Here is a 25,319-nt window from a genome sequence, read left to right as displayed (position 1 = left end):
CTGACTTTATATCGTATACCAACTACATTATTTTGTCGGAGTCAAGGCCATTGCAATCTTTCGGCAACAAAGTTGCAGAAAGAGCGCAGCTTGCGATCAAATCTTTGAAAGATAAGAAAAAGGGGCGCCGGTTACCCCGCGCCCCTTATCCCGATCACCTGTCCAACTCGTTGTCGCGTCAGCCGCAACCCGGTGCCGGTTTCGAGTCCCGATCGCGTACCACAGGCGGCACGGCCTTGGGCGCCAGCACTTCCCATTCCTGCACGGCCAGCCCGGCATGGCTCTTGCCGTCGCCCGAAGCCTCCAGCACTGCACGCAGGCAACGGGTGCGGATCGGCGGGAAGCTGACCGCCTGAAACCCGCCCGGCGCCGTGCCATAGCTGCCCGCGCCCGGCACCGCGGTCCAGCCGCCCTTGCCCTGCCAATATTCCAGATGCCAGGCCGCCGGCGGCGCGACGCCGACGCCCGATCCGGCCGGCTGGTCGTTCCAGAACCAGAGGCGCGATCCGTCGATCGTCACATCCTTGTCCCAGCGATATTCGATCCACTGCGTCGCAGGATTGTTCGGCGACCAGTTGCCCCACAGGTCGGGCGGCAACGGCGCGGCCTTGGTGACGCCGTCGTTCAGCGCCTTGATCCAATATTGCACCGGCAGCGGTTCGTTGGAGGCCGTGGCGGACGCCGCCCGTGCGATATTGCGGGTCGGCGGCAAAGGCGGCTGGGGTCGCCGTGTCGGCACCACCGTCCTGATGCGCGCCGGCGTCACGCTATCGTCCCATTCCATCTTGTCGATCGCGACACTGCGGCGGAAATGGCCGCCATCCTTCGCGTCGGCGGTGTGATAGACCAGATACCATTGCCCTTTAAACTCCACCGCGCCCGGATGGGACGTGGTGGACGATACCGGCTTCAGCGCCACGCCGCGATAGGTCCACGGCCCCATGGGCGCAGGCGCGGTCCCGTAGGCGATGCAGGCATGATAGACGGCCGGGGTACAGTCCGATGTCGGCCCCGCCTTGTTTCCCGCATAGAGCATGTAATAAATGCCCTTGCGCTTCATGATCCAGGGCGCTTCGAAAAAGCCGGTCAGCCCCTCTATCGCTTGGCCCCCGCCTTTTAGCGTCACCATGTCGCGTTCCAGCTCGATGCCGCGCAACTGGCCGAACGTGCCCCAATAAAGATACACCCGCCCGTCATCGTCGATCAGCAGGGTGGGATCGATATTCTGGATATCCTTGGCGACCGGCACATGTTGCGACAGGATCGGCCCCGACGGATGGGCATCGCGCCACGGCCCGGTCGGGCTGTCCGCCACCGCCACGCCGATGGCGAAGCGATCCTTGGCGTTGCTATTCTTCTCCAGCACCGGGGCGTAGAAATAATAGCGCTTGTCCGGCCCCTGGATGATCTGCCCGGCATAGGCGCGCGCTTCCTCCGCCCAGGCGAAGACATTTTCCGGACGGATGATGTCGGGATAATGAGTCCATTTGCTTGATTTCGGATCGTTCGTCTTCAGCAGTTGCCACTGCCCCATGACGAAGTCGTTGACGTCCGCCGCCGCCTGATCGCGCCCCGCGACGATCCACAGCGCCCCGTCCGCTACGAAGGGTGCCGGATCGGCCGAATAATAATCACCATCGGCCAATATGGGATTGCCCGGCACGCTGATCTGGCGCGCTTCCTGCGCATGGACGGGAGCGACCAGCGCGATCAGCGCCAGACTGGCAAACAGGTTACTCCTCATCGGGATACGGCCCCTTGCCACCATCGGCGATCAACTGGTCGACCCGCTGGTCGATCACTGGCAGCGGCACCGCGCCCAGCGCCAGCACTGCGTCATGGAAAGCGCGAATGTTGAACTTCGGCCCCAGCGCCTTCTCGGCCTTCCTGCGGGCATCGACGAACGCCAGCTCGCCCATATAATAGGACAGCGCCTGCCCCGGCCAGGCGATATAGCGGTCCACCTCCGTCTCGATCTCATGATCGGACAGCGCCGTATTATCGTGCAGATAATCCTGCGCCTGCTTGCGGGTCCACCCCATCGCGTGAATGCCGGTATCCACCACCAGCCGCGACGCGCGCCACGCCTGATAGCTCAGCATGCCGAACCGGTCATAGGGCGTTTCATACATGCCCATATCCTCGCCCAGTGCCTCGCAATAGAGCGCCCAGCCCTCGCCATAGGCCGACAGATAGGTGTCGCGTCGGAAGGCGGGCAGTTCCTTATTCTCCGCCGCCAGCGGCATCTGCATCGCATGGCCCGGCGCGCTTTCATGCAGCGTCAGCGCGACCTGCGAATAGAAAGGCCGCGAGGGCAGATTATAGGTGTTGACTAGATAGATGCCCGGCCCGCCGCGCCCGCCAGTATAAAAGGGCGCGATATCGCCCGGCACCGGCTTGATCGCGAAGCGCATGCGCGGCATGCGGCCGAAATATTGCGATGCCTTGCCATCGAAACTCTTGGCGATCCAGGCGGCACGGTTGAGCAATTCCTGCGGCGTCTTGGCATAAAATTGCGGATCGGTGCGCAGGAAGGTGAGGAAAGCCGGCAGGTCGCCCTTGAAATCGACCTGTTTCATGACCTCGCCCATCTGCCCCCGGATGCGCGCCATTTCATCGAGGCCGATCTGGTGGATCTGCGCCGGGCTTTTGTCCAGCGTCACAAACTCGCGGATCTTCGACTGATAATAGGCCTTGCCGTCGGGCAATTTATAGGCCGCCAGATCCTTGCGCGCACCCGGAATATAGTCCTGCCGCAGGAAGGTCAGCAGGCTCTGGTGCGCCGGCACCACCGCCTGCGTGATCGCGGCCTGCCCCTCCGCCTTCAACGCCGCCTGCACATCGGCGGGGATCGTCGCGGGCAGCGCCTTGAACGGCGCGTAGAAGGGATTATCCTCCACGCTCTTCGCTTTCGCCACCTGCTCGACGCCGATATCACGGCCCTGCAATGTGATTTGCGCCGGGGTGAAGCCGCGCTTCAACCCAGCCCGCATATTGGCGATCTGCTGGTCGTAGAAACGGGGGATGTCGCGCAGCATGGCAATATAGCGCCGCGCGCCGGCTTCATCGCGCACGGGATCGCGCGCCCAACCGGCCAGATCGCCCCAGAAGCTGGTGTCGGCGTTCAGCGGCTTCTCAAAATCGCGATAGCGCTGCTCGGCGAGCATTGCGTCGATCTGCCCCTTGTAGACGGCGAAGTTGATCTTCTGCTCAGGCGACAACTGGTCGACCTTGATCGCCGCCAGTTGCTTCTCCACCTGCTCCCAGCGGGCGAGCCGCGCGGCCTGCGCCTTGGGGCCGACATCGGGCAGCGCCAGCGCCTGATCCTTGGGACCATCCTCACTTGGCCCGGACTGTTTTAACCGCCAGTCATATTCGGCCGTATAGATCGCCTCGAACGCCTTGTCGGCCGACTGTACTGCGGGCTGGGCCTGCGCCAGAGGCCCCGCCAGACTGATGAACGCCGCGCCGGCGAGCAGCCAGACCCGGCCGCCAAAGTTCGTCACGCCATTTCCCCTTCCAGCAAAGCCATAATGTCCCGATGCAATTGCGCCGGGATGCGCACGCCTTCCGCATCCGACTGCGCCCGCGCGACATAGCGCCGCGCGCCCGGCAGACGCGCGCCCTGCCCGGTGATCGCGTCGAACATCGCCTCGGCGCGGCCCAGATGATCCTCGACACTCGCGCCCAGGAATCCGGCCGGGTCGATCGCGATCACCAGTTCGCCACCGATCGGCGATCCCATGCGGCCTTCATCGGCCGCCATGGATTCCGCGCTGGTCATGTCGCCGATAAGCGGCCCGGCGATCAGTTCGACCATCGCCGCCAGCGCCGATCCCTTATGTCCGCCAAAGGTGCGCATCGCCCCGTCTAGCACCGCCTTGGGATCGATCGAGGGATGGCCCTCTGCGTCATAGCCCCATTCAGGCGGAATCGTTTTGCCCGCGCGGCGATGCAGTTCGATCTCGCCCCGCGCCACCGCGCTGGTAGCAAAGTCGAAGACGAAGGGATGCCCGCCCGGACGCGGCCAGCCAAAGGCGATCGGATTGGTCCCGAACACCGGCTTCGTCCCGCCCTCCGGCGCAACCCAGGCATGGCTGGGCGTGAAGGCCAGCCCCACCAACCCGGCATCGGTCAGCGCCTCAACCTCCGGCCAGAGCGCAGCAAAGTGCACCACATTGTTGAGCGCCAGCGCCGCAATGCCGAACTTGCGCGCCTTCTCGATCAGCAGCGGCAGGCCCCGCTCGAATGGCAGTTGCGCAAAACCGCCCTTGCCATCGACCCGCACCAGCGCGGCGGCCGGTTCGCTCACCAGCGGAACGGCGTCCGGCACGACCACGCCACGCTCGATCGAATTGGCCGCGACCAGCAGGCGATACAGGCCATGCGACGCACAACCGTCCCGCTCGCCCGCCACCATCGTCCGCGCGACGGAGGCGGCATGGTCGGGCGCCAGCCCCCGACTTTCCAGCACCTTGCGGGCCAGCGCATCCGCTTGCCCAAGGGTCATTACAACCATGTCACTCATGCGGCGGTCGCCGGCTTGGCGGTGAACAGGCGCACGCCGAACACCGGCCCGGCCGAGCTGCGATCATGCGGCACGAAGCGCACCTTCACGCTGGTCTTGCCCTTGGTCAGCGCTTCGGGGATCGGATAATCGACGTCCAGGAACTTGCCCGGCTTGTCATTGTCCAGGCTCTGCGTCGCCAGCTTCACATTGTCGACCATGATGTCGAAGCTGCGCTTGCGCTCCCCGCCCCAGTAGGTCGCCTGCAACAGCAGCGGGCCGGGCTTCACCTTCATGGCGAATTCGAAATAGCCGCCCGAGCGGGCATCGCGGCCATTACGCCCACGATAGGAGACGGGATAGCTGATTTCCGACGTCAGCGCATGGTCGCGCTCGGGCTGCATCTCGCCCAGATGCATGATGTCGATCGATCGGGCGGCCAGATCCTTCTGCCGCGCCTGTTCGGCAAGGAAAGCGGCCTCCTCGGTCTTCCACGCGGATTCCGAGAAACGCTTGAAATAGACCGCGCTGCGCCGCTCATATTGGCTGTAGAAAGGCACGAAGGCGAGGTTCGCCGGGCGGATGATGTTCTGCGTGCGGTAACGCGGACGATCCGACACGATCGGCGCGAAGGCCGCCAGCGGATCTTCCCCGACCATCGCCGGCTCCACCCCGGTCCAGTCCATTTCCGCCGGGCCAAGGTCCGCCGCCATCACCATCGGCCCGCGCACCACGGCCACCACGTCGGGCGATCCCGGCGCCGCCTCCAGCCGCAGGTCGAGCGGCAGGCTCAGCGCCACCACATCGCCTTTCTTCCAGCGGCGCGTGACGACCGCATAGCCATTGGCGGGCTTCACCGACACCGGCGCGCCATTCACCGTCAACCCGAAGCGGCCATTGGCCCAGCCGGGAATACGTAGCGCCAGCGCAAACGCCCCCTGCTTCACCGCATCGATGGTCAGCTTGATATCCGGCTTGAACGGATATTCGGTATCCAGCGCCAGGCCGACGCCCTTCGCCTTCCACTGCGCCTCCGACGGGATGTAGAGATTGACGAACAGCGTATCGTCGCCTTCCCAATAGATGGAATCGCCATGCTTGGCGTGGCTTTCCATGCCGGAGCCGACGCAGCACCAGAAAGCGTCCTCGTCCGGCTGCGAATAGCCGCGCGGCGCGCCGCTCATCATCGGCGTCATATAGGTGAAGCCGGCATTGGCCGGGTTCTGCGCCGACATGACATGATTGAGGTGCGCCCGCTCATAATAGTCGAACAGCGCCCCGTCGGGCTGCCAGCCATAAAGATGCCGCGTCAGCTTCAGCATATTATAGCTGTTGCAATGTTCGCAGGTGGATTCGGTCAGGTGCAGCGCCACCGTGTCCGGCTCAAAGAAATATTCGCGGTCGGCATTACCGCCGATGACATAGCTGTGATGCTGCGTCACCCGGTCGAAGAAGAAGCGCGCGGCTCGACCTGGCTCTTCCTTGCCCGTCAGTTCATGGATGCGCGCGAGGCCGATCAGCTTGGGCACTTGCGTATTGGCGTGGAAATTGGACAGCTTGTCCTCCTGCGCCACCAACGGATCGAGCACCTTGCGGTCATAGATGCGCTCGGCCACCGCCAGCCAGCGCGCGTCGCCCGTGCGGGCATATAATTCGGCATAGCTGTCATTGAGGCCGCCATATTCGCAGCCCAGCAATTCCTGCATCTGCGCATCGTTGAGCGCCGCAAACACCGTCTCGAAATAGCCCGCCAGGCCGGTCACGACCGCCAGCGCCTTCGCATTGCCCCAGGCGCCATGCACATCGAGCAGACCGGCGAAATATTTGTGGACGGTGTAGAGCGGCGACCAGCTGCCATTCAGGTCGAAGCCACCCGACTTGATCTGCCCCTGCATCACTTCGGGGAAAATCTGCTCACCATCGACGATCTGGCCGTCCTTGGTCTTGCGACCCAGCGCGCCGATATAGCCATCCTTGCGCTGCGCCTGACACAGCGCCAGTTCATCGACGATATAATCGGCGCGGCGGCGGCATTCCGCATTGCCCGTCTGCTGCCAGCCCAGCACCAAAGCGGTGATGTAATGGCCGAGCGTATGACCGGCGATCGTATCGGATTCCCAGCCGCCATAGATCGGCGCCTTGGGCTCCAGCCCGGCATATTTGCGGAAATTATGCAGGAACCGGTCGGGGCTGAGCGACAGGAGATAGGCGATGTTCACTTCCACCGCGGTCGCATAATCGGACGGGCGCAGGCGCACATCGGTCAGCGGCAGCGGCTTGGCCCGCAGTGGAATCTTGGGCGCGATCGCGGCCAGCCCCTTGAACGGGACGGCGCAGACGGCAAGGGCAGCGACCCCTGCCAGCCACTCGCGACGATTGGCTTTCATTGCTAAACACTCCTACCGAATATCGTATACTATATGATAGAGTGAAGGGTCTTGCTGTCAATCCTTATTGTTGGCCATGCCCTATGTTACCCCCGCTCAGAAACGCGAACGGGCCTCTTCCACCATGGCGTGAAGGAAATCGACCACCGCACGGACACGGGGCAATCGCTGCTGGTCGGCATGGATAGCCAGCCAGTAGCTGCGCCGGACCTCGACCGTTTCCGGCAACAGCCGCACCAGATCTGGATCATCCTCCGCCGCAAAAAGATGCAGCACGCCCAGCCCCAGCCCGCCGGCAACCGCCGCATGCTGCGCGGCGATGGAGGTGGAACGAAAAACCGGGACCGCGTCTGCCGACACTTCGGACAGAAACCGCAATTCGGGAATGTCGATCCGCGCGTCGATATACCAGGCGAAGGGATGATCGGACAATCGGTCGGCGCTTATGGGGCCATGCGCATTCAGATAGGATCGCGAGGCATAGAGGCCGAGCCGATAGTCGATCAGGTGCCGGGCCACGATGGGGCCACTGGTCGGCCGATTCAGCAGGATCGCGACATCCGCTTCCCGGTTGGCCAGGCTGACCAGTTGCGGCTCCGGTGCCAGTTCCAGCCGCAGGTCGGGATGGGTCTGATGCAGGCGATGGGCATAGGGCGCGACCAGATAGGTGCCGAAGGCTTCCGGTGTCGCCAGCCGCACGGCGCCGGAAATGCGTGCATCGCTGCCTCCCAGCGTCGCCGTCGCCGCGACCACCTCCCCCTCGATCCGTTCGGCATGATCGACCAGCTTCTGGCCTGCCTCCGTCAACTGCACGCCACGCGGCCCGCGATCCAGCAGCCGGCTGCCCACCAGCGCCTCCAGCCGGGTCAGCCGGCGCGCGACCGTGCTATGGTCCATCCCCAGCCGACGCCCCGCACCCGCCATGCGCCCCGCGCGGGCCACGGCCAGAAAAAGGCGCAGATCATCCCAATCCAGTGTAGACATTTTTGCACAGCCCTATCGGCAATTTGGCAGGTTCCTGTGTCAATTTGCATGGACTAAAAGCCATGCCAGCGCAACCAGACCATGATAGCCAAGGAGAGCAGCGATGCGTTTGATCAGCCATTTCATCAACGGTGAAACCGTATCCGAACCCGGCCGGCTGGGCGATGTCTACGCCCCGACCATCGGCCAGGTACAGGCGCAGGTAGAACTCGCCGAAGTCTCGCTGCTCGACCGGGCGGTCGCCAATGCCAAGGCCGCACAGGTCGACTGGGCCGCCACCAATCCGCAGCGCCGCGCCCGCGTGATGTTTGCCTTCAAGGGCCTGATCGAAGACAATATGCAGGAGTTGGCGGAACTGCTCGCCTCCGAACATGGCAAGGTCGTGTCGGACGCCAAGGGCGATATCCAGCGCGGCCTGGAGGTCGTGGAATTCGCCTGCGGCATCCCGCATCTGTTGAAGGGCGACTATACCGAAGGCGCCGGCCCCGGCATCGACGTCTATTCGCTCCGCCAGCCGCTGGGCGTGGTCGCGGGCATCACGCCGTTCAACTTCCCGGCCATGATTCCGCTGTGGATGTCCTCCGTCGCGCTGGCCTGCGGCAACGCCTTCATCCTGAAGCCGTCCGAGCGCGACCCATCCGTGCCGGTACGTCTGGCGCAATTGCTGGTCGAGGCTGGCCTGCCCAAGGGCGTGCTGAACGTCGTCCACGGCGACAAGGTCATCGTCGATGCGATCTGCGACCATCCGGACATCAAGGCAGTCAGCTTCGTCGGCTCGTCGGACATCGCCAACTATGTCTATCAGCGCGCGGCCGCGGCGGGCAAGCGCGCGCAGTGCATGGGTGGGGCAAAGAATCACGGTATCATCCTGCCCGACGCCGATCTCGATCAGACCGTCGCCGACATTCTGGGCGCGGCCTATGGCTCGGCCGGCGAACGCTGCATGGCGCTCCCCGTCGTGGTGCCAGTCGGCGCGCAGACCGCCGAAACCCTGCGCGAACGGCTGATCGACGGGATCGAAAAGCTGAAGGTCGGCATCTCGACCGACGAAGAAGCCCATTATGGCCCCGTCGTCACCGGCCAGCACAAGGCGCGGATCGAAGGCTATATCGACCTCGCCGTGGAAGAAGGCGCCGAACTGGTCGTCGATGGCCGCGGCTTCTCGCTTCAGGGCTATGAGGAAGGCTATTTCCTCGCGCCGACCCTGCTGGACCGCGTGACGCCCGATATGAAGAGCTATCAGGAGGAAATCTTCGGCCCGGTGCTCCAGATCGTGCGCGCCGACACGTTCGAGGAAGCCGTCGGCCTCGCCACACGCCATCAATATGGGAATGGCGTGGCGCTGTTCACCCGCAATGGCGACGCCGCCCGCAAATTCGCTGCCCAAGTGGAAGTCGGCATGGTCGGCATCAACGTGCCGATCCCGGTGCCGGTCGCCTATCACAGCTTCGGCGGCTGGAAGCGGTCGGGCTTCGGCGATCTCGATCAATATGGCGTCGACGGGGTCCGCTTCTACACCCGCACCAAGAAGGTCACGCAGCGCTGGCCGAGCGGCGGGTCGGTGATCGACCAGAGCTTCGTCATCCCGACGATGAAATAAGAATCGAAAGGGGGGATCATCGGATCTCCCCTTTTTCTGGTGTTAGCGGCGCAGGGCGACGTGCATGTCCGCCAGCGCCAGTTCGATCAGCGTGCGCATTGCCCTTTGCGCCTGACGCGGATTTTGCGCGGCGATTTCCTTATAGAGCGCACGATGCTCCGGCATCGGATCGCGCGGCGCCTCCTGCACCCGCTGCTTGGTCGCCGTGGTCCAGGCGATCGCCGACATGATCGAGCTGGACAGCGAGAAAAGCAGCTCATTCTGTGCCGCCTCCATCAGCAATCCATGGAAACGCTGATCGGCGGCGCGCCCCTTCTCCGTCGCCAGCGTATAGCGCTCCATCGCATCCAGCGCATTGGCCATGTCGATCAACTGCCCTTCGCTGCGGCGAGTAGCGGCCATTTCGGCGGCGTGCGGCTCCACCATCATGCGCAGTTCGAACAGGTCGCGTAGAAACTGCTCGCTCGGTTCCGACTGGATCTGCCAGGCCAGCACATCGGGATCGAGCATGCTCCACTGGCGCCGTTCATTGACTCTTGTGCCCGCTTTGGGCCGGCTGCTCACCAGCCCCTTGGCGGTCAGGATGCGGAACGCTTCGCGCAGCACCGATCGCGACACCCCCAATGTTTCGGCATGGTCCACCTCGGCTGGAAAGACATGGCCGATGGGCAAGGCGCCGCTGACGATCTGCGTCGCCAGCCGGTGCGCCACCACATGATGCAAGCGGCCCATGACGATCGGCGTGCCGATGCCACCGTCCCGATCCAGCCGCCCGTCATTCATGCCTGCCATCCAATCCATATCGTTCATCCCACGCTACACCGATAAGGACACGGGGAAAAGACCGATCTTATATCGTATAATCTTGTTGACGACCAGTCTTGTTACGGCCATGACTGCGCCTTCTTTCATGACAATATAGGTACGCGCCGCCGTGGGCATGCTCCCTTATCCCGTATCGAAAAGCATCAGTCTGCTGGCTTTGACCTGCGCCATCGCCCTGTCGGTACCGGCCGCCGCACGCCCGGTCACGCCGGCCGTCGCCCAGCCGACCATCAGCGCGCGCTATGCCCTGTCGGACAAGTTCAACGGCCAGGGCCTGGGCGACCTGATCGACAATGCCGACGTCGCCCCGCGCTTCGTCGGTGAGGGCAAGGGGCTGCTCTACCGCATCGGCAACCGCCTTGCGCAAAGCTATGTCTATGTCGACCTCTCGACGCTCGCGAAGACACAGGTGGCAACGACCGCGCAGTTGCTCGCCGCTTTGAGCACCGCGACCGGAAAGAGCATCGATGTAGACGCCGCCCATATCGCCGAAGTCGATTATGACCCGGCGAACAAGGCCCTGCGTTTCGCTGCCATTGATGGCCGCTGGACCCTCGCCGCCAATGGCAAAGCCGAAAAGATCATCGAGGAACAACGGAAGGAAGACCTCTCCCTCCCCTCCCCCAACGGCCGCTTCCGCATCGTCGCGCGCAACTTCAATCTGATCGCGATCGACATAAAGAGCGGCAAGGAAGTCACCCTCACCACCGACGGCACCCGCGAGCAGCCCTATGGCCGCTCCATCCCGCAATTGGCCGATATCTTGCGCGCCGGCACCGAAGAACCCGACATGCCCGTCTCCGGCGCATGGTCGCCCGATGGCCGTTATCTGCTGAGCTGGCGGCTCGACACGCGCGATGTGAAGAAACTCTCCATCACCCAGCAAAACCCACCGGGCGAATTTTACCCGCGCAGTTTCTCCTATGTCTATCCGCTCGCCGGCGCGGAAAAGCTGCCGCAGGCGACCCGCTTTGTCATCGATATCGAACAGGCGATGAAGGCGGGCAAGGCGAAGATCGTGCCGCTGGCGATCCCCTCGGAATCCATCCTCTACCCCTCACCGCCCGACATGGGCTGGGTAAACGGCAAGCCGCGCATCCTCTGGACCGAACGCGGCTATAAGCAACAGGCCGTCTATCAGGCCGATCCCGACACCGGCGCCGCGCGCATCGTCGCGCATGAAGCGGTCAAGCCGCTCGTCACCGTCACCTCCAGCATGATCCTGCCCGCGCCTGACCTGGGCGGAGAACTCTCCATCTCCGAACGGTCCGGCTGGGCGCAGCTCTATCTCGTCACCCCTGATGCGCCCGATGGCGGGAAACCGCTTACTTGGGGGGAATGGGAGGTGCTGTCGGTCGACCATGTCGCCAGGGACAAATCATCGCTCGTCGTCACCGGCGTCGGCCGGGAAAAGGCCCGAAACCCCTATTGGCGCGCCCTCTATCGCATATCGCTGACCGGCGGCGACCCGACCGAACTGACGCCCGAACCGCTCGATCATGACGCGACCCTGTCCGACGACGGCCGATGGATCGTGGATCAGATGTCCAGCCCCACCAGCCCGACCCATGCCGTGCTGCGCGACGGGCGGACAGGCCAGATCGTCATGGACCTCGCCACCGCCGATGACAGCCGCCTGCGCGCGGCCGGCTACACATCGCCCGAACCCTTTCAGGGCATCGCGGCGGACGGCCATACGCCGATCTACGGCATGATCTTCCGCCCGGCGAACTTCGACGCCAAACGCAGCTATCCGATCATCGACAATGTCTATACCGGCCCGACCACGACCGACGTCCCCGCTACCTGGAACGACGCCCACCGCGTATCCGGCAATGCCGTGGCGCAGATCGGCGCCATCGTGGTGATGATCGACGGCACCGGCACCTCGCGCAGGGGTCAGGTCTTCCGCCTGCCCGCCTATCAGAATCTGGGCGAAGTCGGGCTGGACGATCATATCAGCCTCATCCGCCAGATGGCCGCCAAATATCCCTATATGGATGCCACCCGCGTCGGCGTGTTCGGCGGATCGGCCGGCGGTTACGACACCGCCCGCTTCGTGCTGCGGCGACCGAATTTCTTCACGGTCGGCGTTTCCTCCTCGGGGAATCACGACCTGCGCCTCGACAAGACATGGTGGCCCGAAGTCTCCATGGGCAACCCGGACGAAGCGACGTGGGAGCGCAACAGCAACATGTCGGTCGCCGGCAATCTGATGGGCAAGCTGCTGCTGATCCACGGCGACATCGACGATAATGTGCCGGTGACGGAAAGCTTCCGCCTTGCCAAGGCGCTGATGGATGCCGGGCGCGACGTCGATCTGGTCGTCCTGCCCAACACCACCCATCGCGTCTACCAGCCCTTCTTCTGGAAGAAGCTGCGCGACTATTTCACGCTCAACCTGCTGGGCGAAACCCCGCCAGCGCTCACCGCACGCACCCCCGCCGCGAAATGACGAGGACGACCATGATCAAGAAGCTCCCCCTGATCGCCCTGCTGCTGGCATCTGTGCCCGCGATGATCCCGGCGCAGGCCGCCTTCGCCGAGGCCCAGCCCGCCAAGAAGGTCTTCCCGCCGATCGCGAAGACGGCGTACAAAACGCCTACCTTCGATCTGGCCTTGCGCACCGATACGCAGACGCTGGCGCACCTCTCACCCAGCGGCGACGCGGCGTTCGATTATGTCCCCGCCGCCCGCGAAGCGGAACGCGCGGCAGACGGCTATGTCCATATCGGCGACCTCCATCTCCGCCTGAAGAGCGGCGATGGCGCGTGGCAGGACTTTTCCTCCGCCCATGTCCGCAAGCCCATCGTCAAGCTGGTTGCGCGCGGCGACGTACTGGCCGCGGCCGATATCACCGCGTCGATGGGCGCGAGCATCCCGCTGCGTGTCGAACGCCAGTGGGTCAATGATAATGGCGTCCTCGCCCTGCGCTTCACGCTGGTCAACAGCAGCAACGCCCCCGTCGAAATCGGCGCGCTCGGCATGCCGATGGTGTTCGACAATATCATCCTCGACCGTGATCTAGATCAGGCCCATGCGCAGGCCAGCTTCGTCGATCCCTATATCGGCCGCGACGCCGGCTATTTGCAGGTAACACGCCTCAACGGTCAGGGGCCTGCGCTGCTGGTCCTGCCCGAGAAGAACACGCCGCTCGAAGCCTACCGCCCGGTCCTCGAAGCCCGCGCCGCGCCCAAGGACGATATCTTCACCGACCGCAGCCCGCGCACGCAGGTCTCCGAAGGCTTTTACGACTGGACCGTCGCCAGCAAGGGCTTTGTCGAGAAGGAATGGGCCAAGGCCGGCCCGCAATGGAATGACGCGACCAGCATCACGCTCGCGCCCGGCCAGAGCCGCACCATCGGCCTGCGCTTCGTCACGTCGCCCAGCATCCGCGCGATCGAAGATACGCTGGTCGCCAACAAGCGCCCGGTCGCGGTCGGCATCCCCGGCTATGTCGTGCCCACCGACCAGTCGGCTAGCCTCTACCTCAAATCCGCCAGCCCGGTCGCAAAGATCGAAAGCTTCCCCGCTGGCGCCCTCACCGCCACGCCGGTCGAAAGCAGCGCCGGCTCGGCGCGCTATGATGTGAAGGCGTCGGGCTGGGGTCAGGCGCGCCTGACCATCACCTATGCCGATGGGCAGGCGCAGACGGTCAGTTACTATATCACCAAGCCGCTGGAGCAGGTGATGGCCGATATCGGTCATTTCACCACCACCAATCAATGGTTCGAGGGCAAGGACGATCCCTTCCACCGCTCGCCCGCCATCCTCTCCTATGACCGGGAAGAGAATAAGATCCTGACGCAGGACGGCCGCGTCTGGGTCGCCGGCATGAGCGACGAGGGCGGCGCAGGCAGCTGGGTCGCCGCCGCGATCAAGCAGCTCGACAACCCCAATGCGGAGGAAGTCGCCAAGCTCGAACGCATGGTCAATGAAACCGTGCTCGGCCATCTTCAGGTGGCCGAAGGCGCTCAGGCCGGCGCGGTCAAGAAGAGCCTCTTCTATTATGATCCGAAGGAGTTCCCGGACTATTACGACCCGACGATCAACTGGAAGAACTGGACCGCCTGGTCGAAGAAGGATTCGGACGATCTCGGCCGGTCCTACAATTATCCCCATGTCGCGATCGGCCATTGGGTGCTCTATCGCCTCGCCCGCGACAATCAGGGGCTGGTGAAGCAGCATGACTGGCGCTTCTATCTCGACTGGGCCTACCGCACCTCGGTCGCGATGATGCGCGACGCGCCCTATTATGCGCAGTTCGGCCAGATGGAAGGCGACATCTTCCTCGACATCCTGAAAGACCTGAAGCGCGAAGGCCTGACCGCGCAAGCGGCCGAAATGGAGAAGCTGATGAAGGGCCGCGCCGATCACTGGCGCACGCTCAAATATCCCTTCGGCAGCGAAATGGCGTGGGATTCGACCGGCCAGCCCGAAGTCTATGCCTGGATGCGCTATTTCGGTTACCAGCCGCAGGCCGACGTCACCAAGGAGGTGATCCTTGGCTATGATCCGACTATTCCGAGCTGGGGCTATAATGGCAATGCCCGCCGCTATTGGGACTTCCTCTATGGCGGCAAGGTATCGCGGATCGAGCGACAGATTCACCATTATGGCTCGGCGCTCAACGCCGTGCCGCTGTTCGACGCCTATCGCCAGAACCCGGACGATCTGCACCTGCTACGCGTCGCCTATGGCGGCATGATGGGCGGCATCACCAATATCGACGAAAAGGGCTTCGGGTCTGCCGCCTTCCACAGTTGGCCCGATATGATGAAGTGGGATGCGATCAGCGGCGACTATGGCATGGGCTTTTACGGCCATGCAATCGCCTCGGCCACCTATGCGGTCAAGGACAAGGATCTGGGCTGGCTCGGCTTCGGCGGCAAGGTCACGGATGACGCCGGCAAGATCCATATCGTCCCGCAGGACGGCGCACGCCGCCGCCTGTTCATTGCGCCCGCGGGCCTGTGGATCACGCTGGAGGCCGGCCGCATCGCCAGCGCCGATTATGACGGCGCGTCGGGTCAGGTCGTGCTGACGCTGGATCCCGCCGACGCCGCCACAGCCAAGGCGCGCCTCCTGTTCGAAACGACGACGAAAGACGGCAAGCCCTATGTGTTCAGCGGCGGCACGGCCGACCGGGGCGGCTACGCCATCCCGCTCAGCGCCACCGCCACCCGCATCACGCTGACGCCGCGCTGATGACGATGCGCCGCGCCCTCCTCGCATCAGCTCTTGGTCTGACGATGGGGGGCGCGGCGCTGGCTGCCCTGCCCCGGCCCATGGCGGATCGCTGTCCTATTGCCGGTCCGACTGCTATATTCACGCGAGGTGATTGTCGCGCGGCACTTTCCGATAGGATCAGCCCGGCGCAACAAAATGTCGAAACTAGCGGGAAATATGCGAAGTTAAGCGCCGGAAATCCTATTTGCGCCACCGCCCCCTGGACCGTGGCCGCAACCGATCCGGGCGACAAGGTCAATGGCGCCCTGCCCCTCCAGATGGAAAGCGCCCATGTCGCCTTCCACTGGAAGCCCGGCACCGTCGATCCCGCCGATGCGAAGGCCGCCGCCACGCATCTGGAATATGTCTGGTCTTATTTCATCGACACTTTGGGCTTCCCGACGCCCCATTGCGGCGATGCCACAAAGTACAAGGTCAATGCCTATATCGGCGTCGATTATGGCCTAACCGGCGGCACGGACTCGCTCGGCCATATGGGCATGTGGATCGGGCCGGGCGCGCTCAGGGACCGGTTCGGCCTCGCCCATGAACTGACCCACGCCCTTCAGGCCGCGACCGGCCGCCTGATGGATTCGCCCTACACCGGCTGGATGTTCGAAAGCCATGCCAACTGGATGACCACCCAGTTGCCCGAATTTCGCGACAACACCCATTGTTCGGTGCTGCTCAAACAATATCCGCACCTCTATTATGGCTCGACCCGGTCGCGCTACTGCAACTGGCAATGGTTCGAATATCTGAAAGACCGCCATGGCTATGATGCCGTCAACGCCCTGTGGCGCAATGCGCCCGGCAAGGACGACCCCGCCCGCCTGACCGCCGACCCCTTCACTGTCTTCCGCTCAAACATGGGCTGGACGCAGGACCAGTTGAACGACGCCTTCGGCGACTGGGCGCTGCACAATGCCAATTGGGATTATGCCAATGGCACCGTCTATCGCAGAAACTATGGCGGCTACGACCAGAGTAGCGGCCCCGACATATTGGCCGCAACCGTGCTCGACCCGATCGACACGGACAAGCGTCGCTACGCCGTGCCGGACCTCTGGGCGCCCCAACGCTGGGGCTATAATATCGTCAGGCTGACCCCCGATGCCGGCCAGACCCGCGTCGCCGTCAGCTTCCGCGGCATAGTACAACAGGCATCGGCCACCACAAAACTGCCCGGCCTAGCCGACGAACCCGATACCATCCCACCGCCAGCCTCCGACTGGCGCTGGGGCGTGGTCGCGGTCGGCGCGGACGGCAAGAGCCGCTACAGCCCGCTCCAGCGCGGCGCCCGCGCCCAGACGGCCATCGCCATCCGCCCAGACGACAAGGGCCTCTATCTCGTCGTCATGGCCACCCCCTCGCAGATGCAGACAATCCCCTGGGACCAACCCTATTATTCCATCTACCGCTATCCCTGGATGGTGGAGCTGGGCGGCGCCCGGCCCGATGCGCCCGCCCCCATCTCCGGCGGCCATCGCCATCCCAATGGCGGCGGCTGGATCGGGCCCGACGCAAAGGTCGCTGCCACCGCCTATGTCGGCCCCTATGCCCGCGTCCTCTCCGGCATGGTCGCCAACCGGGCACGGGTCGAGGATCATGCCGTCGTCTCTGACCAGGCGCAGTTGCACGACGACGCCGTCATCGCCGGCCTCACCGTCCTGCGCGGCGACACCATCCTTCGCGGCCACGCCCGCGCAGCCACCTCGATGCTCGGCATCGGCGAATATGAGAAGGGGATCATCCTGTCCGGCACAGCGCAGACGATCGGCGATGTCGAACATCGCGGCGGCCAGTTCGACAAGGGCGTCTCCTACGGCTTCGTCGATCAGGAGTCGGGCAAAGACCCCAAGCGCGGCGCGGACCTGACCGCCCCCGTGCCCGAAGTCACCGCCAAGCCCGACTATCGCTGGATTCCCTGACCATATGACAACCACTCAGCCGGCAGCCGAAACCCTCTGGGGTCATCCCAAGGGGCTGTACGTCCTCTTCTTCACCGAACTCTGGGAACGCTTCTCCTTCTACGGCATGCGCGCGCTGCTGATCTTCTACCTCACGCGCCATTTCCTCTATTCGGGCGAGCAATCGGGCCTGCTCTACGGCGCCTATCTGGCGCTGGTCTTCCTCTCCCCCATGATCGGCGGCTATCTCGCCGACCGCTGGCTGGGCCAGCGCAAGGCGGTGCTGTTCGGCGGGCTGGTGATCGCCAGCGGCCATATCACCCTCGGGCTTGAGGATGCCCTCGGCGCCTCGGCACAGGCGGTCTTCTGGATCGGGCTGTCGCTGATCGTCGTGGGCACCGGCTTCCTGAAAGCCAATATCTCGGCGCTGGTCGGCAAGCTCTACGCGGCCCATGATCCCCGCCGGGACAGCGCCTATACGCTCTTCTACATGGGCATCAATCTGGGCGGCGCGATCGGTCCGGTCATCTGCGGCATTCTGGGCGAAACCTTGGGCTGGGGCTATGGCTTTGGCGCAGCGGCGATCGGCATGATCGCCGGCGTCATCGTCTTCGCGCGCGGCAAGCGCCATCTGCTGGGCGGCGGCGAAGCGCCCGATCCGGCGGCACTGGCGGAGCCGGTGTTTGGCGTAAAGCGCGAATGGCTGATCTATGGCCTCACCCTGCCGCTGACCCTGCTCAGCTGGCTGCTATTGATATCGCCCAAATTGACCGGCACGCTGCTCGCGGTCGGCGGCATAGCGATCGGCCTGCTGCTGGTCTGGATCGCGCTCGCCCGACTGGAGGGCGAGGAGCGCCGCAAGCTGCTCTACGCGCTGGCGCTCATCCTCATCCAGCCGGTCTTCTGGGGCCTGTACGAACAGAGCGGCTCCTCGCTCAGCCTCTTCATCGACCATCATGTAAACCGCATGGTTTTCGGCCATGAAGTACCGGCTTCGGTCTTTCAGGCACTGCCACCCTTCTTCGTCTGTCTGATCGCTCTGCCCTTCGCCGCGCTGTGGCTGCGGCTTGCGAAGGCGGACCGAATGCCCACGCCGATCAGCAGTTTCGCCTTCGGCATCATCATGGTCGGCGGCGGCTTCGTGCTGATGACCTTGGCGCAGTGGGTGCCGGCCGATCAGAAGGTGCCGCTGGCCTTCATCTTCCTGCTCTTCCTCTGCCATGCGATCGGCGAAATGTGCCTGTCGCCAGTCGGCCTCTCCGCCATGTCGCGCTTCGCCCCGCGCCATATGCTCAGCTTCCTGATGGGCACATGGTTCCTCGCCACCGCAGCCGGCAATTTCAGCGCGGGCGTGATCGCCTCGGTGATCGAAGCGATGGGCGGCGGCGCCAATGGCGGCGACCGCGCGATCATTCTGGACGCCTATCTGCGCATCGGCCTTGTGGCCGCGACGATCGGCGCGGTGGTGCTGGTCATCAATATCGGGGCGCAACGCCTGCTGCGCCCCGCACCTCGCTAGTTATTCGGCGAAAGGCCGGTCGATCGCCACCTGCGGCTGGGTGAACCACTGCGCGCCGGTTTCGGTGACGTGGAAATGATCCTCCAGTCGGATACCGAAGCGCCGCGGCACCACGATCATCGGCTCGTTGGAAAAACACATGCCCGGCGCCAGCGTAGTCTTGTCGCCGCGCACCAGATAAGCCGGTTCATGAATCGACAGGCCGATGCCATGGCCCGTGCGATGCGGCAGGCCCGGCAGGCGATAGTCCGGCCCAAGCCCCGCCTTCTCCAGCACCGCTCGCGCCGCCGCATCCACGCTCTCGCAGGGCGCACCGGGCACGACTGCATCGAACGCCGCCTGCTGCGCTTCCTTCTCCAGCGCCCAGATATCGCGCGCCTGATCGTCCACCGCGCCGAAGGCATAGGTGCGGGTGATGTCGGAATGATAGCCCTGGATCGTGCAGCCGGTGTCGATCAGCACCAGTTGGCCCTCTTCCAGCGCGCGGTCGCCCGGCAGGCCGTGGGGGTAAGCGGTCGCCTCGCCGAACTGCACGATGCAGAAGCTGGAGCCTTTCGCCCCCAACCGGCGATGCGCCTCATCGATGAAGCGCGTCACCTCGCTCGCTTTTATGCCGGGGCGCAATATGCGCGCAGCGGCGGCATGCACCTGCAACGTCATGGACTTCGCCTGCTGCATCAGCGCCAGTTCGGCGGCGGACTTGACCATGCGACAGCCGCTGATGATCGGGGTGGCATCGACCAGAGCCGCCGACGTTGCGATGCGCAGCCGCTCGGCGAAGTGGAAGGGCAGTTCGGGGTCGACCGCCACGATCCGCACGCCAGCCTCTGCCAGCGCGTCGACCACCAGCGCGACCGGGTCTTCATCCTCCTGCCATGACCGGATATCGGCGCTTATCGCCAGATCCGCCTCCAGTGTGCCGATCTCGAAATGCGGGCAGATGATGATCGGGTCACGCCCCGGCAGCAGCAGCATCGCCACCAGCCGCTCGCTCTGCCCCCAGGGCACGGCCGAAAAATAGCGCAGCGAAGCCCCGGCATTGACCAGCAGCGCCTGCGCACCAATGCCGTCGGCCAGCGCTCGTGCCTTGTCGATGCGCGCCAGACGCTCGTCTGCCGCTATGGGGGCAGCACGCTCGGTCCAGGGGTACAGGCGATCCAGTTCGACCTGCGCGGTTGATCCACCAATCATATCTTATCCTTATGCGAAACGCCGAATGTCGAACAACGAGTTGGACAGCTGTGGCGCCTTTCCCGTGACCCGCGCCGTTATCATCTGCGCCGTGATGGGCGCCAGTGTAAGCCCCAGATGCTGATGCCCAAAGGCATAAAATAGATTGTCCGCCTTGTCCGATCGGCCAATGGCCGGCAGATAGTCGGGCAGGGTCGGGCGGCAGCCCATCCAGCGGGTGAAGGGGCCACGGATCGGCAGGCCCAGTTCCGCGACATGCCGTTCCAGCCGTTCCCATTTACGCGGGTCGGCGGGCGCATCGACGCGGCCCAGTTCGACGAAGCTAGCCGCCTGCACGCAGTTGCGATAGCGGGTGACGATCATCGAGCGATCCTCGAACACCGCCGGCGGCAGGTCGGCCGGCCAGTCGGCGGCATCGGCGCGGATATGATAGCCGCGCTCGGCGATCATCGGTACCTTATGCCCCAGCGCCTCCATCAGCGGACGGGAACGGACGCCGGCGCAGACCATCACATAGTCGGCCTTGATGCCGGGCACCTCAACCCGACCGCCAGTGCGGCGCAAAGTGGCACTGCGCCCGACAATCTCGCCGCCACCTGCAACAAGGGCCGCGCGAAGGGCGAGGCGCAGGGCGGAAAGGTCCGCGATCTGGCCACTGCCTGAAAAGCGGATCGCGCCCGCCATCGGTCGACTGGTGAGGCGGGACAGTTGCGCCAGTTCCGGCAAGGCCACGTCATGCACTTGTGCTGTACCGGTATCGGCCGCCGCCCAACTGGCGCGGCCGGTTTCCGCCGATTGCGCACTGTGCCACAGCACATAATGGCCATCCTGCCGCAGCAGGTCCGGCTCGCCGATCCGATCGACCAGCGCCTCCCAGGCCGGCATCGCCTGCGCCAGCAACCCGCGCAGGGCATCGCTGCCCTGCCGGAACCGCGCCGGTTGCGCCGCCGTCATCAGCCGGAGGCCAAAGGGCAACCACGCGCCGATTGCCGACAGTGGGAAGTCCAATGCGCCACCGCGCCAGAAGAGGCGGCGCGGCACACTGCGCAGCAAGGCCAGCGATGCCAGCGGCTCCACCTGTTCGACCGCGATATGACCGGCATTGCCCCAGGACGCCGCCTGCCCGTCCGCATCGTCATCGATCAGGATTACGGACTGTCCGGCGTCCAGCAGGGCCAGCCCCGTGGCCAGTCCCACCACTCCACCGCCCACTATCGCTACGCGCCCCACAAAAACTCCATTGCATCGCCTCTTCAATATCGTATACGGTATATCGACTGAGCAGATAGCGCACAAGGCCAAAGCCGATCATGACCCGATTTCGTCCTTCCTCCAGCTTGCAGCCGGCCAAAGCCGCGCCGCGCATGGGAGTTATGACATTATTGGACAGACGGACAACAGTCGCGCTTTTGCAGTGCAATAGACGATTATCTACCGTATACGGTCGAGTTGCGACGCGTTTTTCCTGCGTCGCAGCGCCCTATATGGAGACAGACAGGTGACCATCGTCGTCCGCACGCTTTCCGAACGTATTTTCGAGGTGATCCGAGAGCGGATCATCGAAGGAAAGCTGCCCGACCGCGAGCCGGTGCGGCAGGATGCACTGGCGGCCGAACTCGGCGTCAGCAAGATTCCGCTGCGCGAAGCGCTCGCACGGCTGGAGCATGAAGGGCTGTTGACCAGTCAGGCCAATCGCGGCTGGTTCGTGCGCCCCATGTCTGCCGACCAGGCAGAGGAAATCTACCTTTTGCGCCTGGCGACCGAGCCGGCTGCCGCCGCCTTTTCCTGCACGCGCTCGACCGACGAAGACAAGCAGGCGGCGGTTGACGCCTTCAAGCTGCTGGACGCGGCCGCCAATGACGACCTGAATGCCGTTGCCGTGCGCAACCGGGAATTCCATGTCGCGCTGGTGCGGCCGGGCGGACGACTGCTGACCACGCAACTGGTCGAGCGGCTGGAGGTGCTGGCGGAACGCTATGTGCTGGCACATCTGGAGCCGGCCGGCCGTGGCGACCGCGCCCATGAAGAACATCAGGCGCTGCTCGACGCCTGGCTCGCCGGCAATGCCGACGAAGTGCAGGCGCTGCTGACCAGCCATATTGCCAGCACGCTGGACGACCTGCGCGCGCAACTCGCCGCCAGCCACACGCAATGACCATATAATAGGGGACTTCATGCTCGGACCACGCAAATCCATCGAGTCACTCGCAAGGCGCGAGTCCGGGCATAGTCTGGCCAAGACATTAAGCTGGCCGCATCTGATCGCTCTGGGCGTCGGCGCGATTGTCGGCACCGGCATCTACACGTTGACAGGCGTGGGCGCTGAACGCGCCGGGCCTGCGGTCATCCTGGCCTTCGCCATAGCCGGCGCCGTCTGTGCCTGCGCCGCGCTCGCCTATGCCGAAATGGCGACGCTGATCCCGGCGGCCGGCAGTGCCTATACGTTCAGCTATGCCGCCATGGGCGAGACGATCGCCTGGATCGTCGGCTGGAGCCTGATCCTGGAATATTCGCTGGCCTGTTCGACCGTCGCGGTCGGCTGGTCGGGCTATCTGGTCGGCTGGCTGCAATCGGCGGGCATCCATCTGCCCCATATGCTGCTGGTCGGGCCGCATGGCGGCGGCATCATCAACCTGCCCGCCGTCATGGTGGCGCTGGCGGTGATGGGGATGCTGATCGCCGGCACGCGCGAAAGCGCAACGCTCAACATCATCCTGGTCATCATCAAGCTGGTAGCGCTGTCGATCTTCGTGGCCATGGCGCTGCCCGCCTTTCAGTCCACCAACCTCGACCCCTTCATGCCCTATGGCTTTGCCAGTACCGAAATCGGCGGCGAGAAACGCGGCGTGATGGCGGCGGCGGCGATCGTCTTCTTCGCCTTCTACGGTTTCGACGCGGTCGCCACATCGGCAGAGGAAGCGAAGAATCCGGGCCGTGACCTCACCATCGGCATCATCGGGTCGATGCTGGTCTGCACCATCATCTATATGGGCGTGGCCGTCGCGGCCGTCGGCGCCCTGCCCTTCCAGCAGCTTGCCAACTCGCCCGAACCGCTGGCGCTGGTGCTGCGCCAACTGGGCCAGCCGGTCGCGGCGCATCTGATCGCGCTTGCCGCCGTCATTGCCCTGCCCTCCGTCATCCTGGTGATGATGTATGGCCAGAGCCGCGTCTTCTTCGTCATGGCGCGTGACGGGCTGCTGCCGCGCAGTCTGGCCAAGATCAGCCCGCGCACTGGCGCGCCGACCCGCATCACATTGATTACCGGCGTGTCGATCGCATTGGTCGCCGGCATTTTCCGCCTGGACGAGATTGCCGAGCTGGCCAATGCCGGCACGCTGATCGCCTTCATGGCAGTGGGCGCCTGCCTGATGATCCTGCGCCGACGGTCCCCCGAATTGCCGCGTCTGTTCCGTTGCCCGCAACCCTATGTGGTGGGCACGCTGACGATCCTGGGCTGCGCCTATCTGCTATTCAGCCTGCCAGAATCCACGCTGATCCGCTTCGGCGCCTGGAACGTGATCGGCCTGCTCTTCTATTGTCTCTACAGCCGCAGCCGTAGCGGCGCCCGGCAGGAGGAAGCGGCCGCCTGACGGCCACATCCTCCCTTTCCATTGTCGTTTTTCATTGATCCACTGAGGAGATCGCGATGACGCGCGCCCTTTTTGCTGCCCTTTTCGCTACCGCCAGCCTGACCATGCCCGCCGCCGCCAAAACCGCCTTCGACGGCGTCTGGCTGTTCGACAAGGCACCGCCCACGCCCGGCGTCACCATGATGGAGGTGAAAAGCAAGGGTGCGAAGATCGAGGGCCGCGTCACGACGCTCTGGTACGGCCCGGTCGAGATGATGAACCCGCGTATCGAGGATGGAAAGCTGCTGTTCGAAGCGCGCAACATCAACGATCGCGACCATCTGACCCGCAAATGGAGCGTCAGCCTGAAGGACGGGAAGCCGCATCTGGAAGGGCAGATATGGGAAAGCGCGATCGCGATCGACGGCTATCGCGGCACGGCCAAGGATGCCAGGGCGCGCGCCTTCCGCTTCACCGCGCTGCCGCCGCTGGGCCAGCCCATCCCCAGCAAACTGGCCGCGACGCCGCCGATGGGCTGGAGCAGTTGGAACAAGTTCGCCGAACATATCGATGACAAGACGGTCCGCGCCATGGCCGATGCTATGGTGTCGAGCGGCCTGCGCGACGCGGGCTACACCTACATCAACATCGACGATGGCTGGCAGGGGAAGCGCGACGCCAGCGGCGTGTTGCAGCCGAACGAGAAGTTCCCGGACATGAAGGCGCTGACCGACTATGTCCACGCAAAGGGGCTGAAGATCGGCATCTACAGCTCGCAGGGGCCGCGCACCTGCGCCGGCTATGAGGGCAGCTACGGCCATGTCGCGCAGGATGCCAAGAGCTTTGCCGACTGGGGCTTCGACTATCTGAAATATGATCTTTGTTCGGGCGAATGGTTCTATGCCGACGCCGATACGGTCAAGCGCAGCTATCATGAAATGGGCGCGGCCTTGCAGGCGACCGGGCGGGAGATGATCTATTCGCTGTGTGAATATGGTCGTTTCGACGTCGGCAGCTGGGGCCGCGATGTCGGTGGACAATTATGGCGCACCACCGGCGACATTACCGACGATTATGAAACGATGGCCAAGATCGGTTTCGACAAGAATGGCAACGCTGCCTATGCCGGACCGCACGGCTGGAACGATCCCGACATGCTGGAAATCGGCAATGGTGGGATGAGCGCGGACGAATATCGCACCCATATGACGCTGTGGGCGATGTCGGCCGCGCCGCTGATGATGGGCCATGACCTGCGCGAGACGGATGCGGCGACGCTGGCGATGCTGACCAACCGCCGGGTCATCGCGATCGACCAGGATGCGCGTGGGGTGCAGGGCAAGGCCGTGCGCAAGCAAGGCCCGCTGGAAGTGTGGGCCAAGCCTCTGGCGGACGGGCGCGTGGCGCTGGCGCTGTTCAATCGCAGTACCGAAGCTGCCACCATGGCCGTGACGGCGGCGGATGCCGGCCTGTCCTCGATCACGCAGGTCGAGGACCAATGGTCCGGCGCGACGGCGACCGCCCTGCCCACCAGCTATGCCGTGCCGGCGCGTGGCGCAGTGCTGGTCGTGGTCAAGGGACAGTAAGAGCAAGGGGGA

Annotated in this window: 16 protein-coding genes; 8 read left to right on the top strand and 8 right to left on the bottom strand. The window is 64.3% G+C overall.

What is annotated here, in order from left to right:
• Nucleotides 1-178: 178 nt before the first annotated feature.
• From RQH62_RS06465 to RQH62_RS06445, 5 genes are all read right to left on the bottom strand, one after another.
• On the bottom strand, nt 179-1,744 hold the full coding sequence (locus RQH62_RS06465; RefSeq protein ID WP_311267925.1) for a family 43 glycosylhydrolase: 1,566 nt from the start codon (nt 1,742-1,744) through the stop codon (nt 179-181).
• Entirely contained in the window at nt 1,734-3,506 is a 1,773-nt protein-coding gene (locus tag RQH62_RS06460; protein WP_311267924.1) for a DUF885 family protein, read from the bottom strand. Before RQH62_RS06460 ends, RQH62_RS06465 begins: the two co-directional genes overlap by 11 nt.
• Nucleotides 3,503-4,528 (bottom strand): Ldh family oxidoreductase, encoded by a 1,026-nt coding sequence (locus RQH62_RS06455; protein ID WP_311267923.1) that lies wholly within the window; start codon nt 4,526-4,528, stop codon nt 3,503-3,505. Before RQH62_RS06455 ends, RQH62_RS06460 begins: the two co-directional genes overlap by 4 nt.
• On the bottom strand, nt 4,525-6,894 hold the full coding sequence (locus RQH62_RS06450) for a glycoside hydrolase family 127 protein (RefSeq protein WP_311267922.1): 2,370 nt from the start codon (nt 6,892-6,894) through the stop codon (nt 4,525-4,527). The genes RQH62_RS06455 and RQH62_RS06450 overlap by 4 nt, the downstream gene beginning before the upstream one ends.
• Nucleotides 6,895-6,990: 96 nt before the next feature.
• Nucleotides 6,991-7,878 (bottom strand): LysR family transcriptional regulator, encoded by an 888-nt coding sequence (locus tag RQH62_RS06445; protein WP_311267921.1) that lies wholly within the window; start codon nt 7,876-7,878, stop codon nt 6,991-6,993.
• 103 nt (nt 7,879-7,981) lie between these two features.
• On the opposite strand from RQH62_RS06445, the gene RQH62_RS06440 reads away from it, so the two are divergent.
• On the top strand, nt 7,982-9,478 hold the full coding sequence (locus RQH62_RS06440) for a CoA-acylating methylmalonate-semialdehyde dehydrogenase (protein WP_311267920.1): 1,497 nt from the start codon (nt 7,982-7,984) through the stop codon (nt 9,476-9,478).
• A 42-nt stretch (nt 9,479-9,520) separates the two neighbouring features.
• Here RQH62_RS06440 and RQH62_RS06435 read toward each other — a convergent pair whose 3' ends face one another.
• Nucleotides 9,521-10,279 (bottom strand): FadR/GntR family transcriptional regulator, encoded by a 759-nt coding sequence (locus tag RQH62_RS06435; RefSeq protein ID WP_311267919.1) that lies wholly within the window; start codon nt 10,277-10,279, stop codon nt 9,521-9,523.
• A 139-nt stretch (nt 10,280-10,418) separates the two neighbouring features.
• Between RQH62_RS06435 and RQH62_RS06430 the strand changes: the two genes are divergently transcribed.
• The 4 genes from RQH62_RS06430 to RQH62_RS06415 are packed head-to-tail and all read left to right on the top strand — an operon-like array spanning nt 10,419 to nt 18,961.
• Entirely contained in the window at nt 10,419-12,758 is a 2,340-nt protein-coding gene (locus RQH62_RS06430) for a DPP IV N-terminal domain-containing protein (RefSeq protein WP_311267918.1), read from the top strand.
• Between the two features lie 11 nt (nt 12,759-12,769).
• Nucleotides 12,770-15,511 (top strand): DUF5695 domain-containing protein, encoded by a 2,742-nt coding sequence (locus RQH62_RS06425; RefSeq protein WP_311267917.1) that lies wholly within the window; start codon nt 12,770-12,772, stop codon nt 15,509-15,511.
• Nucleotides 15,511-17,463, top strand: a complete 1,953-nt coding sequence (locus RQH62_RS06420; protein ID WP_311267916.1) for an Svx/AvrXca family virulence/avirulence protein — start codon at nt 15,511-15,513, stop codon at nt 17,461-17,463. The genes RQH62_RS06425 and RQH62_RS06420 overlap by 1 nt, the downstream gene beginning before the upstream one ends.
• Nucleotides 17,464-17,467: 4 nt before the next feature.
• Nucleotides 17,468-18,961: a peptide MFS transporter gene (locus RQH62_RS06415; protein ID WP_311267915.1), complete on the top strand. Its 1,494-nt coding sequence runs from the start codon at nt 17,468-17,470 to the stop codon at nt 18,959-18,961.
• Here RQH62_RS06415 and RQH62_RS06410 read toward each other — a convergent pair whose 3' ends face one another.
• Both RQH62_RS06410 and RQH62_RS06405 read right to left on the bottom strand, forming a co-directional pair.
• Nucleotides 18,962-20,152, bottom strand: coding sequence for a Xaa-Pro peptidase family protein (locus RQH62_RS06410; protein ID WP_311267914.1), 1,191 nt, complete (start codon nt 20,150-20,152; stop codon nt 18,962-18,964).
• A 9-nt stretch (nt 20,153-20,161) separates the two neighbouring features.
• A complete protein-coding gene (locus RQH62_RS06405; RefSeq protein WP_311267913.1) occupies nt 20,162-21,382 on the bottom strand; it encodes an FAD-binding oxidoreductase in 1,221 nt (406 codons plus the stop codon).
• Between the two features lie 268 nt (nt 21,383-21,650).
• Here RQH62_RS06405 and RQH62_RS06400 point away from each other — a divergent pair, with 268 nt between their 5' ends.
• Genes RQH62_RS06400 through RQH62_RS06390 form a run of 3 tightly spaced genes read left to right on the top strand, consistent with a single transcriptional unit; the run spans nt 21,651 to nt 25,307 of the window.
• The gene (locus RQH62_RS06400; RefSeq protein ID WP_311267912.1) at nt 21,651-22,307 is read left to right on the top strand and encodes a GntR family transcriptional regulator; all 657 of its coding nucleotides are present in this window, start codon (nt 21,651-21,653) and stop codon (nt 22,305-22,307) included.
• 19 nt (nt 22,308-22,326) lie between these two features.
• Nucleotides 22,327-23,742: an amino acid permease gene (locus tag RQH62_RS06395; RefSeq protein WP_311267911.1), complete on the top strand. Its 1,416-nt coding sequence runs from the start codon at nt 22,327-22,329 to the stop codon at nt 23,740-23,742.
• Between the two features lie 56 nt (nt 23,743-23,798).
• Nucleotides 23,799-25,307 carry a glycoside hydrolase family 27 protein gene (locus RQH62_RS06390; protein WP_311267910.1) on the top strand — a complete coding sequence of 503 codons (1,509 nt, stop codon included), beginning with the start codon at nt 23,799-23,801 and terminating at the stop codon, nt 25,305-25,307.
• The last annotated feature ends 12 nt before the right edge of the window (nt 25,308-25,319 follow it).

Origin of the sequence: Sphingobium sp. WCS2017Hpa-17, from assembly GCF_031843765.1 — a bacterium.
In the GTDB taxonomy this organism is placed as follows: domain Bacteria; phylum Pseudomonadota; class Alphaproteobacteria; order Sphingomonadales; family Sphingomonadaceae; genus Sphingobium.
Note: the sequence above shows the minus strand (reverse complement) of the source record. Positions and strands in the feature narration are given on the sequence as shown.

Excerpts from the sequence above, each read along its gene's own strand:
- RQH62_RS06465 (WP_311267925.1), bottom strand. The coding sequence starts at position 1,744 with ATGAGGAGTAACCTGTTTGCCAGTCTGGCGCTGATCGCGCTGGTCGCT.
- RQH62_RS06455 (WP_311267923.1), bottom strand. The coding sequence starts at position 4,528 with ATGAGTGACATGGTTGTAATGACCCTTGGGCAAGCGGATGCGCTGGCC.
- RQH62_RS06450 (WP_311267922.1), bottom strand. The coding sequence starts at position 6,894 with ATGAAAGCCAATCGTCGCGAGTGGCTGGCAGGGGTCGCTGCCCTTGCC.
- RQH62_RS06445 (WP_311267921.1), bottom strand. The coding sequence starts at position 7,878 with ATGTCTACACTGGATTGGGATGATCTGCGCCTTTTTCTGGCCGTGGCC.
- RQH62_RS06440 (WP_311267920.1), top strand. The coding sequence starts at position 7,982 with ATGCGTTTGATCAGCCATTTCATCAACGGTGAAACCGTATCCGAACCC.
- RQH62_RS06435 (WP_311267919.1), bottom strand. The coding sequence starts at position 10,279 with ATGGATTGGATGGCAGGCATGAATGACGGGCGGCTGGATCGGGACGGT.
- RQH62_RS06430 (WP_311267918.1), top strand. The coding sequence starts at position 10,419 with ATGCTCCCTTATCCCGTATCGAAAAGCATCAGTCTGCTGGCTTTGACC.
- RQH62_RS06425 (WP_311267917.1), top strand. The coding sequence starts at position 12,770 with ATGATCAAGAAGCTCCCCCTGATCGCCCTGCTGCTGGCATCTGTGCCC.
- RQH62_RS06420 (WP_311267916.1), top strand. The coding sequence starts at position 15,511 with ATGACGATGCGCCGCGCCCTCCTCGCATCAGCTCTTGGTCTGACGATG.
- RQH62_RS06415 (WP_311267915.1), top strand. The coding sequence starts at position 17,468 with ATGACAACCACTCAGCCGGCAGCCGAAACCCTCTGGGGTCATCCCAAG.
- RQH62_RS06410 (WP_311267914.1), bottom strand. The coding sequence starts at position 20,152 with ATGATTGGTGGATCAACCGCGCAGGTCGAACTGGATCGCCTGTACCCC.
- RQH62_RS06395 (WP_311267911.1), top strand. The coding sequence starts at position 22,327 with ATGCTCGGACCACGCAAATCCATCGAGTCACTCGCAAGGCGCGAGTCC.
- RQH62_RS06390 (WP_311267910.1), top strand. The coding sequence starts at position 23,799 with ATGACGCGCGCCCTTTTTGCTGCCCTTTTCGCTACCGCCAGCCTGACC.